Below are 17,811 nucleotides of genomic sequence, written 5' to 3'. Positions count from 1 at the left end.
GGAGTAAGGCTCTGTGGGAGCAAGGCTTGCCCGCGATGGCATCGCCTCGGTATCCAGATAAACCGAGGTGCCTGCATCGCGGGCAAGCCGTGCTCCCACAGGGTTTTGCACCCTCATCAAACCGTTATTGAGCCCCTGGCACCGCCAGCCATTGGCCGATGACTTTCTGGTAGCTGCCGTTGGCCTTGCTCAGGTGCAACCACTGGTCGACATACATTTTCCAGGTGGTGTCGTCCCGCGGCAGCAGGTAGGCCTTCTCGCCATATTGCAGGTAGCGGGTCGGGTTGACGGCGCACAGGCCGGGTTTGAGTTTCTGCTGGTAGAGGGCTTCCGAGGCATCGGTGATCATCACGTCGGCCCGCTTGTCCAGCAGCTCCTGGAAGATCGTCACGTTGTCGTGAAAGGCGAGCTGACCCTTGGGCAGGAACGCCCGTACGAACGCTTCGTTGGTGCCGCCGGCCGGCTCCACCAGACGCACCGAAGGCTGGTTGATCTGCTCGATGGTCTGGTAGCGCGACTGGTCTTCGCAACGCACCAGCGGGATCTTGCCGTCCACATCCAGGGTGTCGCTGAAGTACGCCTTCTTCTGGCGTTCCAAGGTGACCGAGATCCCGCCCATGCCGATGTCGCATTTGCCGGCAACCATGTCCGGCATCAGGGTTTTCCAGGTGGTCTGGACCCATTGCACCTTGACGCCCAGGCTGGTAGCCAGCGAGCGGGCCATGTCAATGTCGATCCCTTCGTATTCACCGTTTTCGGCTTTGTAGGTATAGGGCTTGTAGTCGCCGGTGGTGCAGACCTTCAGTTCACCGCGTTGCAGGACCTCGTCCAGATGGGAAGGGGCAGTCTGCGCCAAAGCGCTGCCGCTCAGTGCCAGCAGGCCGAGGATCGTCAGGGTGCTTGTTGTTTTTTTCATTGTATTGGACGGCTCGCGAGGGAAGGGGATAAGCAACGCAGTGTAGTAAAAGTGTTTGCGGGCTGTCTTCCTGTGATGTCTCGCTGTGGCAGGTTTCAGTCAGCGCTAAATGATCCCGTGATCGATGGCGTATTTCACCAGCGCCGCCGGTTTGTCGATGTTGAGCTTGCGGCGGATGCTCAGGCGATGGGTCTCGACGGTGCGCACGCTGATGTCCAGTTCGCGGGCCATTTCCTTGTTGTTCAAGCCCTGAACCATCTTGCGCAGGACTTCGCTCTCGCGGGGTGTCAGTTCTTTATCGGCGTTCGGGTCAGTGGCGAGCCGTTGGGCAATTTCGGCGCTGTAGAAGGTGCCGCCGCCGATGATCGCTTCGATGGCGGCGATGATTTCCCGCGAAGGAGCGTTCTTGATGACATAGCCGCTGGCGCCGGACCGCACGGACTCGCTCACGTATTCGTAATTGTCGTACATGCTGAGGATCAGGATCTTGAGGCTCGGGTACTGCTTGCCCAGCAACCGGGTCAGTTCGAGTCCGTTCATGTCCTTGAGACCGATGTCCATCAGCAGCAGATCCGGCTGGCAGCGGCCGACCATCTCCAGCGCTTGCTCGCCATTCTCCGCTTCGCCGACGACCTCCAGGTGCGGCATGACGGACAGCAAGGCCCTGATGCCATCGCGGACCAGAGAGTGGTCATCGACCAGCGCGACGCGGATCACGGAGGGCAGGTTCATTGGCAGGTGCTCTTGTTGTAGTGGCGCTGCATCAGCTTTGCGTGGCCGACAGGTTCATGGGCAGCAGGACGTCCAGTTCGCTCCTGCCCGGTGTCGACGTCAGTTCCAACCGTCCGCCGAAATGCTCGACCCGTTCGCGGATATTACGCAGGCCTATGCCGGCATGGCCACGTTCGACCTGTGGCACGTTGAACCCCATGCCGTCGTCAACCACCGTCAGGCGCAAGGACTGGCTCGAACCGAAGAGGGTGATCGCGACCCGCTTGGCCCCGGCGTGACGTTCGATATTGGTCAAGGCTTCCTGGGCGATGCGGAACAGCGAAACGGGCGCGCCATTCTCCAGTCGACAATCGAATTCGTTGCTTCGGTAGGACACCTCGAGCCCGCTGCGCTGTTCGAATTCAGCCGCGAGCTGGCCGATGGCGGCGGGCAGGCCCAGAGTGTCGAGCAGGGAGGAGCGCAGATCATGGGAGATGCTGCGGATCTCGCCGATCGCTTCGCCCAGCCGATCCGTGGCGTTTTTCAGGATACCCAGGCCGTTGTCCTGGCCATTTTCGAGCACATGGCTGGCGAGTTCGAACTGGAATTTGATCGACACCAGCAACTGGCTGATCCCGTCGTGAAGCTCGCGAGACACCCGCGAGCGTTCTTCCTCCTGCAGGCTGACAATGCGTTGGTTCAGTCGTTGCAGCTTTTTGTCGGCCAGGCGATGTTCGCTCACGTTGAGCGTCATGCCACCGGCGAACACCAGCAGCACCGCCACCAGGGCGACGGCGGCAATGGCGAGCATGGTGGAGTGGATACCCTGGGCCACTTCGTCGCGCGCCTGCTGGGTGGCGCGCTCGACGTCTTCCAGGTAGATCCCGGTGCCGAGCATCCAGCCCCAACGGTCCAGCATCACCACATAGGCCAGTTTTTCGGTCACCTGGCCGGAGGAGGGCTTGTTCCAGGCATAGCGCTGGAAGCCCTCGCCGGACTCGGCACTTCTGATCAGCGCCTGGATGACCGGCAGGCCATGGGGATCCTTCATGTCCCAGAGGTATTGCCCCACCAGTTCCGACTGGCGGGCGTGCATCAGGCTGCGGCCCTGACGGTCGTAGACGAAGAAATAGCCGTTGATGCCGAAACTGAGTTTGCGCAGTTCTTCAAGTACCTGTTGTTGTGCGCGTTCGTCACCCTTGCCGTCGTTGTACAGCGGTGCGATCAGGCTCTGCGCCATCTCCACATAGTTCTTCAACTCGGCGCGCTTGCTCGCCAGGATACTGTCTTCGATCAGTTGCGCCTGTTGATCACCCAACTGGCGATTGAGGGAAACCACCAGCCCGCAGATCACCGCGATCGCCAGGACCAGCGGCAGGATCCCGAGGGCGACGATTTTGTGTTTGAGCAGCATGGGTATTCCTGTCCGGGCCTGACGGGGGATGGCTCGCATCATATGCCAAATGTCCTGCCGGATAGGAGAGATAACACTGTGGGTGGCGAACACCGATTCTGTAGGCGTCCAGGAACGTTGTGGGAGCGGGCTTGCTCGCGAAAGCGGTGTGTCAGCTAAAGAAAGTGTCAGTGATATTCCACTTTCGCGAGCAAGCCCGCTCCCACAGGGCGAAGGCGTATCTACGTAGTACTACGGATTTATTTATTGACCGCTTGCAGGGATATTGGGCCGGCTCCGATAGCCGGGGCACACTATAAAAACAATCGCCGCAGTCCACTGGACCTCGGCAGGAGACACGCAATGACAACCCGTCTGGTTAAACACCTCGCCTGGTTTGCCGTGGCTGTTCTAGGAGCCTGTGCGTTGAGTGTCGTGGCCTTGCGCCGCGGCGAGCCGATCAACGCCCTCTGGATCGTCGTCGCAGCCGTCGCGATCTACCTGGTCGCCTACCGCTACTACAGCCTCTTCATCGCCAACAACGTGATGCAACTCGATGCGCGCCGGGCCACGCCTGCCGTGCTCAACAACGATGGCCTGGACTACGTCCCGACCAACAAACATATCCTCTTCGGTCACCACTTCGCCGCCATTGCCGGCGCCGGGCCGCTGGTCGGGCCGGTCCTGGCCGCGCAGATGGGCTATTTGCCCGGTACGCTGTGGCTGATCGCCGGCGTGGTGCTGGCCGGTGCGGTGCAGGACTTCATGGTCCTGTTCCTCTCCACCCGCCGCAACGGTCGCTCCCTGGGCGACATGGTGCGCGAGGAAATGGGCCGCATCCCCGGCACCATCGCGCTGTTCGGCTGTTTCCTGATCATGATCATCATCCTCGCGGTGCTGGCGCTGATCGTGGTCAAGGCCCTGGCCGAGAGCCCGTGGGGCATCTTCACGGTGATGGCGACCATCCCGATCGCGATGTTCATGGGCATTTATATGCGCTACATCCGTCCGGGTCGCATTGGTGAGATCTCCCTCATCGGCGTGCTGTTGCTGCTGGGTTCGATCTGGCTGGGCGGGCAGGTGGCCGCCGATCCGGTCTGGGCCAAGGCCTTCACCTTTACCGGCGTGCAGATCACCTGGATGCTGATCGGCTACGGCTTTGTCGCGGCGGTGCTGCCGGTGTGGCTGATCCTGGCGCCGCGGGACTACCTGTCCACGTTCCTCAAGATCGGTACCATCGTCGCCCTGGCGATCGGCATCCTGATCACCATGCCCGAGCTGAAGATGCCGGCGCTGACCCAGTTCACCGACGGCACCGGCCCGGTGTGGAAGGGCGGGCTGTTCCCGTTCCTGTTCATCACCATCGCCTGTGGCGCGGTGTCGGGCTTCCATGCGCTGATTTCATCGGGCACCACGCCCAAGCTGCTGGATAACGAAGTCAACGCCCGTTATATCGGCTACGGCGGCATGCTCATGGAGTCCTTCGTGGCGATCATGGCCATGGTCGCCGCTTCGGTGATCGAGCCGGGCGTGTACTTTGCCATGAACAGCCCGGCGGCCATCGTCGGCACCGACGTGGTGGCCGTGGCGCAGACCGTCAGCAACTGGGGCTTTGCCATCACGCCGGACGCGTTGCAGGCGGTGGCCAAGGACATCGGCGAAACCACCATCCTGGCCCGCGCCGGCGGTGCGCCGACCCTGGCGGTGGGTATCGCGCAGATCCTGCACTCGGTGCTGCCGGGTGAGAACACCATGGCGTTCTGGTACCACTTCGCGATCCTGTTCGAAGCGCTGTTCATCCTCACCGCGGTGGACGCCGGCACCCGTGCCGGGCGGTTCATGCTGCAGGATTTGCTGGGCTCGTTCGTGCCGGCCCTCAAGCGCACCGAATCCTGGCCCGCCAACCTGATCGCCACCGCCGGTTGCGTGGCGCTGTGGGGCTACCTGCTGTACCAGGGCGTGATCGATCCGCTGGGTGGCATCAACACCTTGTGGCCGCTGTTCGGCATCTCCAACCAGATGCTGGCGGGGATCGCCCTGATGCTTGGCACCGTGGTGCTGATCAAGATGAAGCGCCAGCGCTACGTCTGGGTCACGCTGCTGCCGGCGTCCTGGTTGCTGATCTGCACCACCACCGCGGGCCTGATCAAGCTGTTCGATGCCAACCCGGCGATCGGCTTCCTGGCCCTGGCGCGCAAGTACAACGATGCCTTGGCCGCCGGCCAGGTCCTGGCCCCGGCCAAGAGCGTCGAGCAGATGCAGCACGTGGTGTTCAACGCTTACACCAACGCGACGCTGACGGTGCTGTTCCTGTTCGTGGTTTTCAGCATCCTGTTCTACGCGCTCAAGGTCGGCATCGCCGCCTGGAGCACGAAAGAACGCACGGACAAGGAAGCGCCATTCCAGGCCCTGCCGGACGCGTAACCCGAGGATTGCAACGATGTTCAATGACTTGAGTCGCCTGGGTAAATACCTCGGTCAGGCCGCCCGCCTGATGGTCGGCATGCCTGACTACGACAACTACGTCGAGCACATGCAAACCAAGCACCCGGACAAGCCGCTGATGGACTACGAGGCGTTCTTCCGAGAACGCCAGGAGGCCCGTTACGGCGGCAAGGGCGGGCCGAAGTGCTGCTAAAGCGCTGGGCCAGAATGAAGTAACACTTGTGGGAGCGAGCTCTGTGGGAGCAAGGCTTGCCCGCGATGCAGACACCTCGGTTTATCCTGATACCGAGGCGATGCCATCGCGGGCAAGCCTTGCTCCCACAGAAACCCGCTCCCACAGGTTTTGGGTGGCCTCAGAATTTGCATTAGCCACCGCTCCACAGTTGTATTGTGTGTCTTCTTCCCATTTCGCAGCAGGAGAATCCCGTTGTCCTCTCCCATCCCGGTCACTATCCTCAGCGGCTTCCTGGGCGCCGGCAAGACCACGCTGTTGCGTCATCTGCTCAAGGCCGAGCATGGCCTGAAAATCGCGGTGATCGAAAACGAATTCAGCGATGCAGGCATCGACACCCAATTGTTGGGCGACGAGCCGGTGCAAGTCATGACCCTGGCCAACGGCTGCGTGTGCTGCACCATCCACACCGACCTGACCAAGGCTCTTTACCTGTTGCTCGAGCGGCTGGACAGCGGTGAGATTGCTTTTGATCGTCTGGTAATCGAATGCACTGGCCTGGCCGACCCGGCCCCGGTGGCCCAAACGTTTTTCATCGATGAAGAACTGCGCGAGCGCTACATCCTCGACGGCATCCTGACTCTGGTGGACGCTGCCCATGCCGAGCTCCACCTGACCCAGGCCATCGCCCAGGCCCAGGTCGGCTTTGCCGACCGCCTGCTCCTGAGCAAGACCGACCTGGTGGACGCTGCCCATGTCGAGGCGCTGGGCGAGCGCCTGACCCGCATCAACCGACGAGCGCCCGTCCGGGTCGTGGAGCACGGCAAGATCGACCTGGCAGAACTGCTCGATATCCGAGGCTTCAACCTGAATGCAGACCTGGGTGCCGGATTCAGCCTGCGGCCGGTCATCAAATCGACCCCAGGCGATCGCATCAGCAGCCTGGTGCTGCGCACCGACAAACCCTTGGACATCGACCGGCTCAGTACTTTCATGAATGAGTTGCTGGAAGAACATGGCAAGCAGTTGTTGCGCTACAAGGGGGTGCTGAACATTGCCGGCGAGCCCCGGCGATTGGTGTTCCAGGGCGTGCTCAAGTTGTACGGCTTCGATTGGGACACTGAGTGGGCTCCCGACGAAGCCCGGGAAAGCGTGATCGTGTTCATCGCCGACGAACTGCCGGAGGAGAAGATCCGTGCCGGTTTCGAGGCCGCGCTACTGTGATTCACCCGCGCCTGCGGCCATCAAGAGTTTTTGTTCGAGAGGGTCCAGGTGCTCATCATCAGTCGCACCGCTTCATCGACCTTGCCGCTTTCCACGGCGTCTGGATCAGGCGTGCCTTGCCTCAAAAATGCTCAGGATGAAAGTTATCCGAGACTTTTGTTCCGTCTCGGCGAGATAAAGATAAGGTGAACCTCGAACTTTTAATCCACCGATATATTTATTATTGGCAGTCATGAGCGAAACAGGCGTATGTCGTGCCTTGATATCGGCCCGAGTAATTACATTGTCCTGATGATCGATCAAAGTGACTGCCGTGGGGTTGTCGATGTGCGAATCGGTGACACCCAATACTTCCAACCAACGTTTTCCAATCAACTTATTGTAATGCTCGCCCGGGTTTTTGATGAATAACCTGTAGCCTTCTTGCGTGGCGTGAAAATCGAGCCTCAGCGGCTGTGCGGCGGCACCCTGGTCATGGGGGCGCATCCCCAACAGGTGCGAGTGGTCAAGAGTCTGCGGCCTGCCGGTAAAGAAACCGCCGCTGAATGAACTGACGGTGGCCAGTGCGGGTTTGCCATGCAGCATTTCCAGCAGGTTGACGTGTGTGTCGGGCAGGCTGAGTGTTGCCTCGAAAGAGTATGTACGGTCCATGTAGTATTCGAATCCTTTACTGAATTTCATAAGTTGCGCTGTTAAACGGAACCGATGGTAATGGAATTCTCAACAGGTGACGCCGCGTGTGTATTGCAAGGCATTAAGTGACACGGCGTTGAAGTTAAAAGTGGACTTCGAATGGGCTGGCACGGCTCTTGTTGAATACATGAAAAAAGGCCCGCATCTTCCGATGCGGGCCTTTTTTCATTTGCGGTTGGCCGGGCTGATTAAGCGCCGTACACCGGCAGTTTCTTGCAAATGGCCTTGACCTTCTCACGAACGGCATCGATGACCGCTTCGTTGTTCAGGTCGGCCAGGATGTCGCAGATCCAGCCGGCCAGTTCCTTGCACTCGGCTTCCTTGAAACCGCGAGTGGTCACGGCCGGGGTGCCGAAGCGCAGGCCCGAGGTGACGAACGGAGAGCGTGGATCGTTTGGCACCGAGTTCTTGTTCACGGTGATGAATGCCTTGCCCAGCGCGGCGTCGGCGTCTTTGCCGGAGATGTCCTGCTTGATCAGCGACAGCAGGAACAGGTGGTTCTCGGTACCGCCGGACACCACGTCGAAGCCGCGCTCGATGAACACGCCAGCCATGGCCTTGGCGTTCTTCACGACCTGCTGCTGGTAAGCCTTGAACTCAGGCTGCAGTGCTTCCTTGAAGCAGATCGCCTTGGCGGCGATGACATGCTCCAGCGGGCCGCCCTGGGCGCCCGGGAATACGGCGGAGTTGAGTTTTTTCTCGATGTCGGCATTGGCACGAGCCAGGATCAGGCCGCCACGTGGACCGCGCAGGGTCTTGTGAGTGGTGGTGGTGACCACGTCGGCGAATGGCACCGGGTTCGGGTAGACGCCAGCGGCGACCAGGCCAGCCACGTGGGCCATATCCACGAACAGGTAGGCACCGACCTTGTCGGCGATTTCGCGGAAACGGGCGAAATCCAGCACTTGAGAGTAGGCGGAGAAACCGGCCACGATCATCTTCGGCTTGTGTTCCAGGGCCAGGCGCTCGACTTCGTCGTAGTCGATCAGACCATTGCCGTCGATGCCGTACTGGATGGCGTTGTACAGTTTGCCGGAGGACGAAACGCTGGCGCCGTGGGTCAGGTGACCGCCGTGGGCCAGGCTCATGCCCAGGATGGTGTCACCGGCCGACAGCAGGGCCAGGTAGACGGCTGCGTTGGCCTGGGAACCGGCGTGGGGCTGGACGTTGGCGTAGTCGGCGCCGAACAGTTGCTTGGCGCGGTCGATGGCCAGTTGCTCGACCACGTCGACGTATTCGCAACCACCGTAGTAGCGCTTGCCCGGGTAGCCTTCGGCGTACTTGTTGGTCAGAACCGAGCCTTGAGCTTCCATCACCGCAGGGCTGGTGTAGTTTTCCGAAGCGATCAGCTCAATATGCTCTTCCTGGCGCTGAGCTTCTTGCTCCATGGCGGCAAAGAGATCGGCGTCGTACTTGGCAATAGTCAAATCACGGCTGAACATGGCGGTCCTCAAGGATCGGGGGCAGAAAAGGGAGGCATTCTAACCCAACCGGTTTTGGAAGGCATATGAAAGGACGTCATGTCGCGGACGAATGGGTTTCACGCCGCCTTCGGTGTTGTCTGGACAGCCTCTTCGCGAGCAAGCCCGCTCCCACAGGGTACGATCTCAATGTGAGAGCGGGCTTGCTCGCGAAGAAGCCGGTGCCGGAGCCACAAGGACTCAGTCGAGCATGAACAACGCATCATTGCTGAACTGCGCTTCGAACCGGGTGGCCGGCATCGGGCGGCCGAACAGGTAACCCTGGACTTCGTCGCAGCCATGCTCGCGCAGGAAGTCGAGTTGTTCGTGGGTCTCGACGCCTTCGGCGATCACCGCCAGGTTGAGGCTGTGGGCCATGGCGATGATCGCCCGGGCGATCTGGGCGTCCTGTTCGCCGGAAGGCAGGCCATCGACGAAGGTGCGGTCGATCTTCAACACGTCGATGGGGAATTGCTTGAGGTAGTTGAGGGACGAATAGCCGGTGCCAAAGTCATCCACGGCGATGCTCAAGCCCAGGTTCTTCAGCCCGGCCAGGATCTGCATCGCCTCGCTGACTTCGCGCATCAGGATACTCTCCGTCAGTTCCAGCTCCAGGCAGGCCGGCGGCAGGCCGGTGCTGCGCAGGATGTTGGCGATGCGTGTGCCGAGCTGGCCGTCGGAGAACTGCCGGGCCGAAATATTGACCGAAACCTTCGGCACCCGGACCCTGGCCTGGTGCCAGGTCTTGAGCTGACGGCAGGCCTCGCTGATCACCCAGTCGCCGACATCCACCACCAGCCCGAGCTCTTCGAGCACCGGGATGAAGTCCCCGGGCGGCACCAATCCACGCCGTGGATGGCGCCAGCGCAGCAGGGCTTCGGCGCCGGTCAAACGTTTGCCATCGCCGCTGAACTGCGGTTGGTAATACAACACGAATTCGTTCTGCTCCAGGGCATGGCGCAAATCGCTTTCCAGTTCCAGGCGCTCCAGGGCGCTGGCGTTCATGTCGGCCTGGTAGAACTGGAAGTTGTTCTTGCCGCGCTCCTTGGCGTGGTACATGGCGGTGTCGGCGTTTTTCATCAGTTGGCTCAGTTCGTTGCCGTCCTGGGGACTCAAGGCAATACCGATACTGGCGGTGACGAAGAATTCCCGACCTTCGAGCACGAAGGGGCGGATCAGGCTGGCGAGAATCTGCTCGGCGACGTTGATCGCCCGGTTCAGCGCCATTTCCCGGCTGGCGCGTGGTTGCAACAGCAGCGTGAACTCGTCGCCCCCCATGCGCGCCACGGTGTCGTCGTCGGCGACGCAGCCGAGCAGCCGGGTGGCCATTTCCTTGAGCATCCGGTCGCCGGCGGCATGGCCCAGAGAGTCGTTGATCGGCTTGAAACGGTCCAGGTCGAGGAACATCAGCACCACCCAGGTCTTCTGCCGCTCGGCCGATTGCAGCGCGGTGTGAAGGCGATCCTGGAACAACGTGCGGTTGGGCAAATGGGTGAGGGCGTCGTAATAGGCCAGGCGATGGATGCGCTGTTCACTGGCCTTGCGTTCGCTGATGTCGCTGAAGAAACAGACGTAGCTGGCCAGGTCGCCTTCGTCGTCCAGCACCGCCGTGATGCCGACCCAGGCCGGGTAATGTTCGCCGTTGCGGCGCTTGAGCCAGACTTCGCCTTCCCAGGTGCTGTGCTGCTCCAACTGCTTGAGCACATAACGCAGGTGGGCTTCCTGCTGATCGTCCACGGTCAGCATGTTGGGCAACTGGTCCAGCACCTGGGACACCGCATAGCCGCTAACCCGGCTGAAGGCGTCATTGGCCTGGACAATGTAGCCGGCCGGGTCGGTGATCAAGATCGCCGAGGTCGAATGCTCGAATACGGTGGCGGCCATGCGCAGGTCTTTTTCAGCGCGCCGCTGCTGGCTGATATCGCGGCCGACGCCGAGTACCCCTTCGAATGTACCGAGATCGTCCCAGACCAGCACCAGGCGCAGCTCGATTGGAATCTTGCGCCCGTCGGCCCGCAGGCAGTCGAACAGGAACAACTGAGTCTGCATCTGGTTGCGCAATTCGGCCAGTTGCTCGGGTTTGTCGAGGGCCTTGCTGACCCGGTCCATCAAGGTATAGATGCCGGTCAGCTGTTGCGGATTGGCGATGGTCGATTGCCAGCCGTTCTGGAAAATCCAGTCGGCGCTGTAGCCCAGTACTGCCTGGACCGACGGGCTGACGTAGTTGAGCGAAAGTTTGTTATCGGTGGAAAAGATCACGTCGCTGATGCTTTCGGCGAGCATCCGGTAGCGTTGTTCGCTGTCGCGCAGTGACTCGCTGGCCTCGATCTGTTCGGTGACGTCCTTGGCCACGCCGATGATCCGGGTCACCTGGTTGTGCCGGTCCCGGGCCAGGGCTTGTTCGCGGATGTCGAAGCGACGCCATTTGCCGTTGCGATGGCGAAAGCGCAGTTGGCATTGCAACAGTTGCGTGTAGCCGCCGCGTCGCTGCTCCTGGCGCAGGTTGTGATAATGGTCGGCATCGTCGCTGTGCAACAGGATTTCCCAGAAGTACTCACCCATCTGGTGCAGTTCGGTGCGGTCGTACCCCAACGTCTGCCCCAGGTGATGGTTGCTGAAGATCATCCGCTGGCTGATCACGTCCTGCACATAGAGGTGATCCGGCACGGTGCGCACTACATCGGACCAGAAACCTTCGCGTTCGAGCAGCGACAACTCGATCAGCTTGCGACTGGTGATGTCGTTGATGCTCAGGATGACGGCGTTATAGTCCTGCTGCCTTTCCGGCAGGCGCAGTACCAGCCACAGGTGTTGATCGCGCCCGTGGGCGTCCTGGAGCTTGATTTCCAGCTCCAGTTGCTTGTGCGGGTCGAGCAATGCTTCGAGCAGTTTCGAGCCGACGGGGCTGCTGTCTTGCGGCCGATTGCCTACCAGCAGCCGCCAGGCTTGTTCACAGGAGTCGACGTTGAGCAGTTGCAACGCCATCTGATTGACTTCAGTGATGCGTACTTCCTGTTGCAACTGCTCGAGCTGATGCGGGGCTTTCATCCAGGCTCGCAATTGATCGCCATTGTGCAGGCCGGCCCTGGCAAAGAATGACTTGAGCCCCGACAGGTCAAGGACGCACAAGGCAACGCCGGTGCCTTCGAAAATGTCCTGATAGCGACGACGACCTTCGTGCAGTTGCCGTTGACGACGGCGCATGTTCAGCAGCGCAATCACCGGCAGCATCGAAAATGCCAGCCCCAACAGGCATTTGCCGATGAAGGCCGGCAGCAGTTGTTCGAGCACCTGGCGCTGATTGAAGAGACCGCGCAATTGCCAGTCGCTGCTGCTCAGCGGTACGGTCAACACCGTATTATCCAGGTCATCAGGCGATACCCGGACAGGATTGGTCGCGGGTGGGCTCTCGTCGCGGCTGACGATTTGCTGGTTCAGGCGATTCTCTACCAGCCATTGCGGGCGCAGGCCCGTATCGGCCTGCTTGGTCAACGTCGAGAAAAAGCTTGGCGTGAGGCGCAGGGCCCAGTAGCCGCGGGTGCTGCCGGAGGCCTGGTGCAACAGCAGATGCACCACGGAACCATCGTCGGCATTGCTGAAATAGTGCGCCTGGGCGCGACTGCGGCGTACCAGTTCGGCCAGGTAGTCGGCATCGTGACTGTCGGCGTCGGTGTCGCTGAGCACCCGACCGGAGGGGCTCAACAATACCAGGCTGCGCAGTTCGGGCAGTGATTGCCGGAGTTTGCGCAACAGGGCTTGCTGTTCGTCGGCCGTTTGCGGTTGTTCGACGATCGGTAACAGATTGAGGGCGATCTGCGCGTTCAGCGCCATGTTCAGGCTGACCTGCGCGGCCAGGTCGGCGGTGTAGTCGATGGTGTATTGGCGCTGTTGCTGCTGGGTGACACGCAACTGGTCGAGCAGTTGCCAGAAGAGCAATCCGAGCAGCAACAGTACCAACGTGGCCAGCGCGCCCTTCAATGTCCCGCGCAGGGGCGAGCCAGGCACAGCATCCGGTGCGCGAGGGGACAGGGTCGGCGTGACATTGGACAAGCTGTAATCCTGCAGTTTGCTGGACTGGCGCGACGTGCACTATAAGCTGGACGCCCGAAGGGCGGCTAGCATGCCTTGAGTTGTGGCAAAGTGCCAGTCCCTGGCGGCTGGACCTTGACGGACGGTTGAGGTAGCTTTGCCGGTCAAACAAGAGCGTTCCAGCTCCAGATTCCCAGGCTTTATCCGCCCGCAGGCATTGATGACCGTCAACTGCCGGCGCCGCGCATGGCCCGGCTCGTTCTTTTCACCTGTCACAGACGCTAGGTTCACCATGGCTCAATACGTCTTCACCATGCATCGGCTGAGCAAAGTTGTTCCGCCGAAGCGGGAAATCCTGAAAAACATTTCATTGTCATTTTTCCCCGGCGCCAAGATCGGCGTGCTGGGTCTCAACGGTTCGGGTAAGTCCACGCTGCTGAAAATCATGGCCGGCGTCGATAAGGAGTTCGACGGCGAAGCTCGTCCGATGCCGGACCTGAACATCGGCTACCTGCCCCAGGAACCGCAACTGGATCCGACCAAGACCGTCCGTGAAGTGGTCGAGGAAGCCGTCAGCGCGATCAAGGACGCCCAGGCCCGCCTGGACGAGGTTTACGCTGCCTACGCCGATCCGGATGCCGATTTCGACAAATTGGCCGCCGAACAGGCCAAGCTCGAGGCGATCCTGCAAGCCAGCGACGGTCACAACCTGGAGCGCCAACTGGAAGTCGCCGCCGATGCGCTGCGCCTGCCGGCCTGGGAAGCGAAGGTCGAACACCTTTCCGGTGGTGAAAAACGCCGTGTGGCCCTGTGCCGCTTGCTGCTGTCCGCCCCGGACATGCTGCTGCTCGACGAACCGACCAACCACCTGGACGCCGATTCCGTCGCCTGGCTCGAACACTTCCTGCACGATTTCCCGGGCACCGTCGTGGCGATTACCCACGACCGTTACTTCCTGGACAACGTCGCCGGCTGGATCCTGGAGCTCGACCGCGGCGCGGGCATTCCTTACGAGGGCAACTATTCGGGCTGGCTGGAAGCCAAATCCGAGCGTCTGGCCCAGGAATCCAAGCAGCAGTCGGCCCATGAAAAAGCCATGAAGGAAGAACTGGAGTGGGTGCGCAAAGGCGCCAAGGCCCGCCAGTCCAAATCCAAGGCTCGTCTGCAACGCTTCGAGGAAATGCAGTCCCAGGAATTCCAGAAACGCAGCGAAACCAACGAGATCTACATCCCGGCCGGTCCGCGCCTGGGCGACAAGGTCATCGAATTCAAGAACGTCACCAAGGGCTACGGCGACCGCGTGTTGATCGACAACCTGTCGTTCTCCATGCCCAAGGGCGCCATCGTCGGTGTCATCGGTGGTAACGGTGCGGGTAAATCCACGCTGTTCCGCATGCTGATGGGCAAGGAGACGCCAGATTCGGGCACCATCGAAATCGGTGAAACCGTGCAACTGGCCTGCGTCGACCAGAGCCGCGAAGACCTGGACGGCAGCAAGACCGTATTTCAGCAGATCTCCGACGGTTCCGACCAGATCCGCATCGGCAACTATGAAATCCCGTCGCGCACCTACGTGGGCCGCTTCAACTTCAAGGGCGGCGACCAGCAGAAGTTCGTCAAGGACCTGTCCGGCGGTGAACGCGGCCGCCTGCACCTGGCGTTGACGTTGAAGGAGGGTGGCAACGTCCTGCTGCTCGACGAACCGTCCAACGACCTCGACGTTGAAACCTTGCGCTCCCTGGAAGAAGCCTTGCTGGACTTCCCTGGCGCCGCCATTGTGATCTCCCACGACCGGTGGTTCCTCGACCGCGTGGCGACCCACATCCTGGCGTACGAAGATGACTCCCAGGCGGTGTTCTTCGAAGGCAACTACACCGAGTACGAAGCCGACCGCAAGAAACGCCTCGGCGAAGCGGCTGCCCAGCCTCATCGCGTACGGCACAAGAAACTGGCCTGATCAGCGACAAAGCCTGCATGTGGGAGCGGGCTTGCTCGCGAAGAGGGCGTGTCAGTCAATAATATGTGACTGATACACCGCTTTCGCGAGCAAGCCCGCTCCCACAATGGATTCCCGGTACGCGAACATGGCGGGTTGGCTCGGGTCATGTGTGGGAGCGAGCCTGCTCGCGATGAGGCCGCCCGGATTACCCAGGCTCTATCGCCACCACCTCGATCGCCAGGTCCCCCACCGGCCGCTTCCAGACCACCTCATCCCCAACCCTGGCCCCCAACAACGCCCGCCCCAGCGGCGAGCCCCAATTGATCAACCCGCTGGCCGCTTCGGCCTGGTCCTCGCCCACCAATTGCACTCGCTGCTCATGGTCATGCTCATCGACAAACGTCACCCAGTGTCCGATCCGCACTTGATCGACTGAAGTGGCCGTTACGACCTGCGCGCTTTTCAAGCGCTGGTTGAAATATCGCAGATCGCGCTCGATGTCGGCGATGCGTTGTTTGTCCGTCTGGTCTTTCCTGGCGGCCTGCTGGCTGCGCTGTGCCTGCAACTCGGCGACCCGGACCTGCAACTGGGTGAGTCCGGCGGGTGTGACGTAGTTGATCTGCGCGCTGACCTGGCGTTCGACCGGCTGATCGGCCTGGGCGGCGGCGCTGTCTTCGTTGACGAAGGCGCGACTCATGGTGTTCTCCTCTATTGGAGTTTGGGCCATGGTCGCAGGCTTTTGGTTTCGACGGATGTCTGTACGCGACTCACTGCGAACGATAAGCCCGGGCGGCACGGTCCTTCTCCTAGTGCCAGGCCACTGCTGCAACCGTTGTCATAGCCATCTGCGAAGGCGGGTGGATAACCCCCGGTGAGGATGGGCTTCGTCTGATCAATAGTGATACCACTTCACCTCAAGCATCACCTCGTTTTCCGGCGTGGCGAGGTGACTGAATTCCCGCTGGGCACTCAGGCGCAGGCCGAGGTTGCGGGACAGTTCCCATTGCTGGTTCAGGCTCAGGCTACGGCGCACTTCACCATTGACGAAATAATCGCCCTTGGCTTCCAGGCTGAGGTTGCCAAGTGGGTTTTTCCACAACAGGCCCGTGTTGAAGCCGGCGGCCGGGGCGATGAACTGGGCGAAGTCATTGTTGTGTTCGACCCGCACCGTGCCGAGGGCGAACCCCAATGTGTCGTCCCCCAATGACCAGGTACCGCCGGCACCGCCGTTGACATGGCTGACCAGGGTTTCATCGTTGTGCTTGCCCGGCACCCGCTCCAGGCCGCCCGTGACTTGCCACGACAGCGGCTGCAGCAGCTCGTTGCGCGGGGTCAGGGAGCGAATGGTCGCCAGGTCCAGTTGTTGCACCTGCCAGTCGTTGCCTTCGTACTGGCGCAGTTTCAATTGCAGGATTTCGATCTGCGCCCCCAACGGGAAACTCTCGGCGTTGTCGTTGAGGTCGTGATAGGCCATGCGCAGGCCATATTCACCGAAGGCCCGGTCGCCTCGCGTGCCGAGGCCGGCTTGCCAGGTGCGCGACTCGTGGCCGTCCTCGGGCAGGCCCGGTTGCGGAATGTCGAGTTCCGGCGCGGGGTTCTGGTTGATCGCCCGCAGCAGCTCGAAACTGCGCTGGGCACGCTGCGGATCGCGCTCCTGGCCATTGGCCCGATAGCGCTCAAGGCGGTAGGCCGCGTCGATGACCAGCGCCTGGCGTTCCCGGGGCAGAGCCTTGAACTCGGGCGCTTGCAGTTTTTGCTGGTCAGCGCTGACTTTCAGGACCCATTGCTGTTCGTCATCGCTCAGCGGCTCGGCGCGGCTGAGCAGTTCTCGTTCACGGGACGGCCGATACTGGATGCTTTCCACCAACCCGGCTTCCTTTACGGCCTTCACGGTGTCGGTGGGGATCGCCGTCAGCGGGAATTGTTCGGTCAGGCGCAGACTGGGACGGGCAACTTGCAACAGTTCGAGCAGGCGATAGGAGCAGTTTTCATCGAAGAAGAAATAGTCGAACTGGATCTGCTTGAGCTCCCACACATGCTCGACCATGCGCTCGGTTTCCGCCTGGCTCAGGTTAAGACGGTATTCCCACAGGTCGCGGTTCTCCAGGCTACGGTACTCGGAGAGTTTTTCCTGATAGGGCACCAGGGCGAACAGGCCGGGATAGCCGCCCATCAGGCCTTTCCAGGCGTAGAGGAGGCTGTTGTCCGAGCCTTCGATATAGGCGCCGAAATTGATCGCATAGCTGAGCAGGGCGGTCTTGTCGCTTTGCACGTCGGCCTGGTCGATGCGTAGCAAGGTGTGGCCGAACATCGAGGACGGACTGTTGAGGTAGGCAGCCGGAAAGATCATCACAGCGCTGTGGGGCGAAACGTCCTTGAACCATTGGGTGAATTCACTGCAATCGACTGCCGGCAGGTCCGTCAGGTTGAGCTGCGCTTTGAGCCAGCGTGTGCGCGCCGGATACACGCACTGGGCATGTCGTTGGCCGGTGTTGGTCGGACCGTACAGGGCCTGCAGCGTGGCACTCAATTCATGGTCGGGGCGTTCGTTGCCATCGGGTGCGAGGAAGAATTTCCTGTCGCTGATATAGCTGCGCCAGCCACCCAGCTTCGCGGCTTCGTAGTGACCCAGGGAAATCCAGAAGCGGTCATTGGCCAGTTGCTGCAAACGTTGAGTGTCGACATGAGGCGCGGCGGACAGCGGGGCGCACACACAGAGCGCCAGCCAGGCAAGGCGTTTGAGCATAGTCGGCTACTTGGAAAGTCGAAATAAAGACCAAAAGGGCCCAAAAAAGAAAACCCGCTCCCCGAAAGGAGCGAGTGGGGTCG

At 61.0% G+C, this 17,811-nt stretch carries 12 protein-coding genes; 4 read left to right on the top strand and 8 right to left on the bottom strand.

Going from position 1 to position 17,811, the window contains the following annotated elements; genetic code table 11:
* Nucleotides 1–124 precede the first annotated feature (124 nt).
* The 3 genes from AD666_RS15870 to AD666_RS15860 all read right to left on the bottom strand — a co-directional run bounded on the left by AD666_RS15870 (nt 125) and on the right by AD666_RS15860 (nt 3,041).
* The gene (locus AD666_RS15870; protein ID WP_053153693.1) at nt 125–916 is read right to left on the bottom strand and encodes a transporter substrate-binding domain-containing protein; all 792 of its coding nucleotides are present in this window, start codon (nt 914–916) and stop codon (nt 125–127) included.
* 105 nt (nt 917–1,021) lie between these two features.
* Nucleotides 1,022–1,648, bottom strand: a complete 627-nt coding sequence (locus tag AD666_RS15865; RefSeq protein ID WP_053153690.1) for a response regulator transcription factor — start codon at nt 1,646–1,648, stop codon at nt 1,022–1,024.
* A gap of 31 nt (nt 1,649–1,679) precedes the next feature.
* Complete coding sequence (locus AD666_RS15860) at nt 1,680–3,041, bottom strand: cache domain-containing protein (RefSeq protein WP_053153687.1); 1,362 nt, start codon at nt 3,039–3,041, stop codon at nt 1,680–1,682.
* A gap of 342 nt (nt 3,042–3,383) precedes the next feature.
* Here AD666_RS15860 and AD666_RS15855 point away from each other — a divergent pair, with 342 nt between their 5' ends.
* The 3 genes from AD666_RS15855 (at nt 3,384) to yjiA (ending at nt 6,861) form a co-directional block, all read left to right on the top strand.
* The gene (locus tag AD666_RS15855; protein ID WP_053153683.1) at nt 3,384–5,444 is read left to right on the top strand and encodes a carbon starvation CstA family protein; all 2,061 of its coding nucleotides are present in this window, start codon (nt 3,384–3,386) and stop codon (nt 5,442–5,444) included.
* Nucleotides 5,445–5,460: 16 nt separating this feature from the next.
* Nucleotides 5,461–5,658, top strand: a complete 198-nt coding sequence (locus tag AD666_RS15850) for a YbdD/YjiX family protein (protein ID WP_003201656.1) — start codon at nt 5,461–5,463, stop codon at nt 5,656–5,658.
* Nucleotides 5,659–5,892: 234 nt separating this feature from the next.
* On the top strand, nt 5,893–6,861 hold the full coding sequence (gene yjiA / locus AD666_RS15845; RefSeq protein ID WP_053153680.1) for a GTPase: 969 nt from the start codon (nt 5,893–5,895) through the stop codon (nt 6,859–6,861).
* A 105-nt stretch (nt 6,862–6,966) separates the two neighbouring features.
* Here the strand turns inward: yjiA and AD666_RS15840 are convergent, their stop codons facing one another.
* From AD666_RS15840 to AD666_RS15830, 3 genes are all read right to left on the bottom strand, one after another.
* Nucleotides 6,967–7,512, bottom strand: a complete 546-nt coding sequence (locus AD666_RS15840) for a hypothetical protein (protein ID WP_053153677.1) — start codon at nt 7,510–7,512, stop codon at nt 6,967–6,969.
* 230 nt (nt 7,513–7,742) lie between these two features.
* Entirely contained in the window at nt 7,743–8,996 is a 1,254-nt protein-coding gene (gene glyA / locus AD666_RS15835; RefSeq protein ID WP_053153674.1) for a serine hydroxymethyltransferase, read from the bottom strand.
* Between the two features lie 219 nt (nt 8,997–9,215).
* Entirely contained in the window at nt 9,216–13,064 is a 3,849-nt protein-coding gene (locus AD666_RS15830; RefSeq protein WP_053153671.1) for a bifunctional diguanylate cyclase/phosphodiesterase, read from the bottom strand.
* 271 nt (nt 13,065–13,335) lie between these two features.
* Here AD666_RS15830 and ettA point away from each other — a divergent pair, with 271 nt between their 5' ends.
* Nucleotides 13,336–15,000 carry an energy-dependent translational throttle protein EttA gene (ettA, locus tag AD666_RS15825; RefSeq protein WP_053153666.1) on the top strand — a complete coding sequence of 555 codons (1,665 nt, stop codon included), beginning with the start codon at nt 13,336–13,338 and terminating at the stop codon, nt 14,998–15,000.
* Between the two features lie 187 nt (nt 15,001–15,187).
* Here the strand turns inward: ettA and AD666_RS15820 are convergent, their stop codons facing one another.
* Together AD666_RS15820 and AD666_RS15815 are read right to left on the bottom strand one after the other, a co-directional pair.
* Complete coding sequence (locus tag AD666_RS15820) at nt 15,188–15,679, bottom strand: GreA/GreB family elongation factor (protein ID WP_053153663.1); 492 nt, start codon at nt 15,677–15,679, stop codon at nt 15,188–15,190.
* A 195-nt stretch (nt 15,680–15,874) separates the two neighbouring features.
* On the bottom strand, nt 15,875–17,728 hold the full coding sequence (locus tag AD666_RS15815) for a DUF4105 domain-containing protein (protein WP_053153659.1): 1,854 nt from the start codon (nt 17,726–17,728) through the stop codon (nt 15,875–15,877).
* Nucleotides 17,729–17,811: the final 83 nt, after the last annotated feature.

This window comes from Pseudomonas sp. Pf153 (assembly GCF_001269775.1).
Lineage (GTDB): Bacteria > Pseudomonadota > Gammaproteobacteria > Pseudomonadales > Pseudomonadaceae > Aquipseudomonas > Aquipseudomonas uvaldensis.
This window is presented reverse-complemented; position numbering and strand designations above follow the sequence as displayed.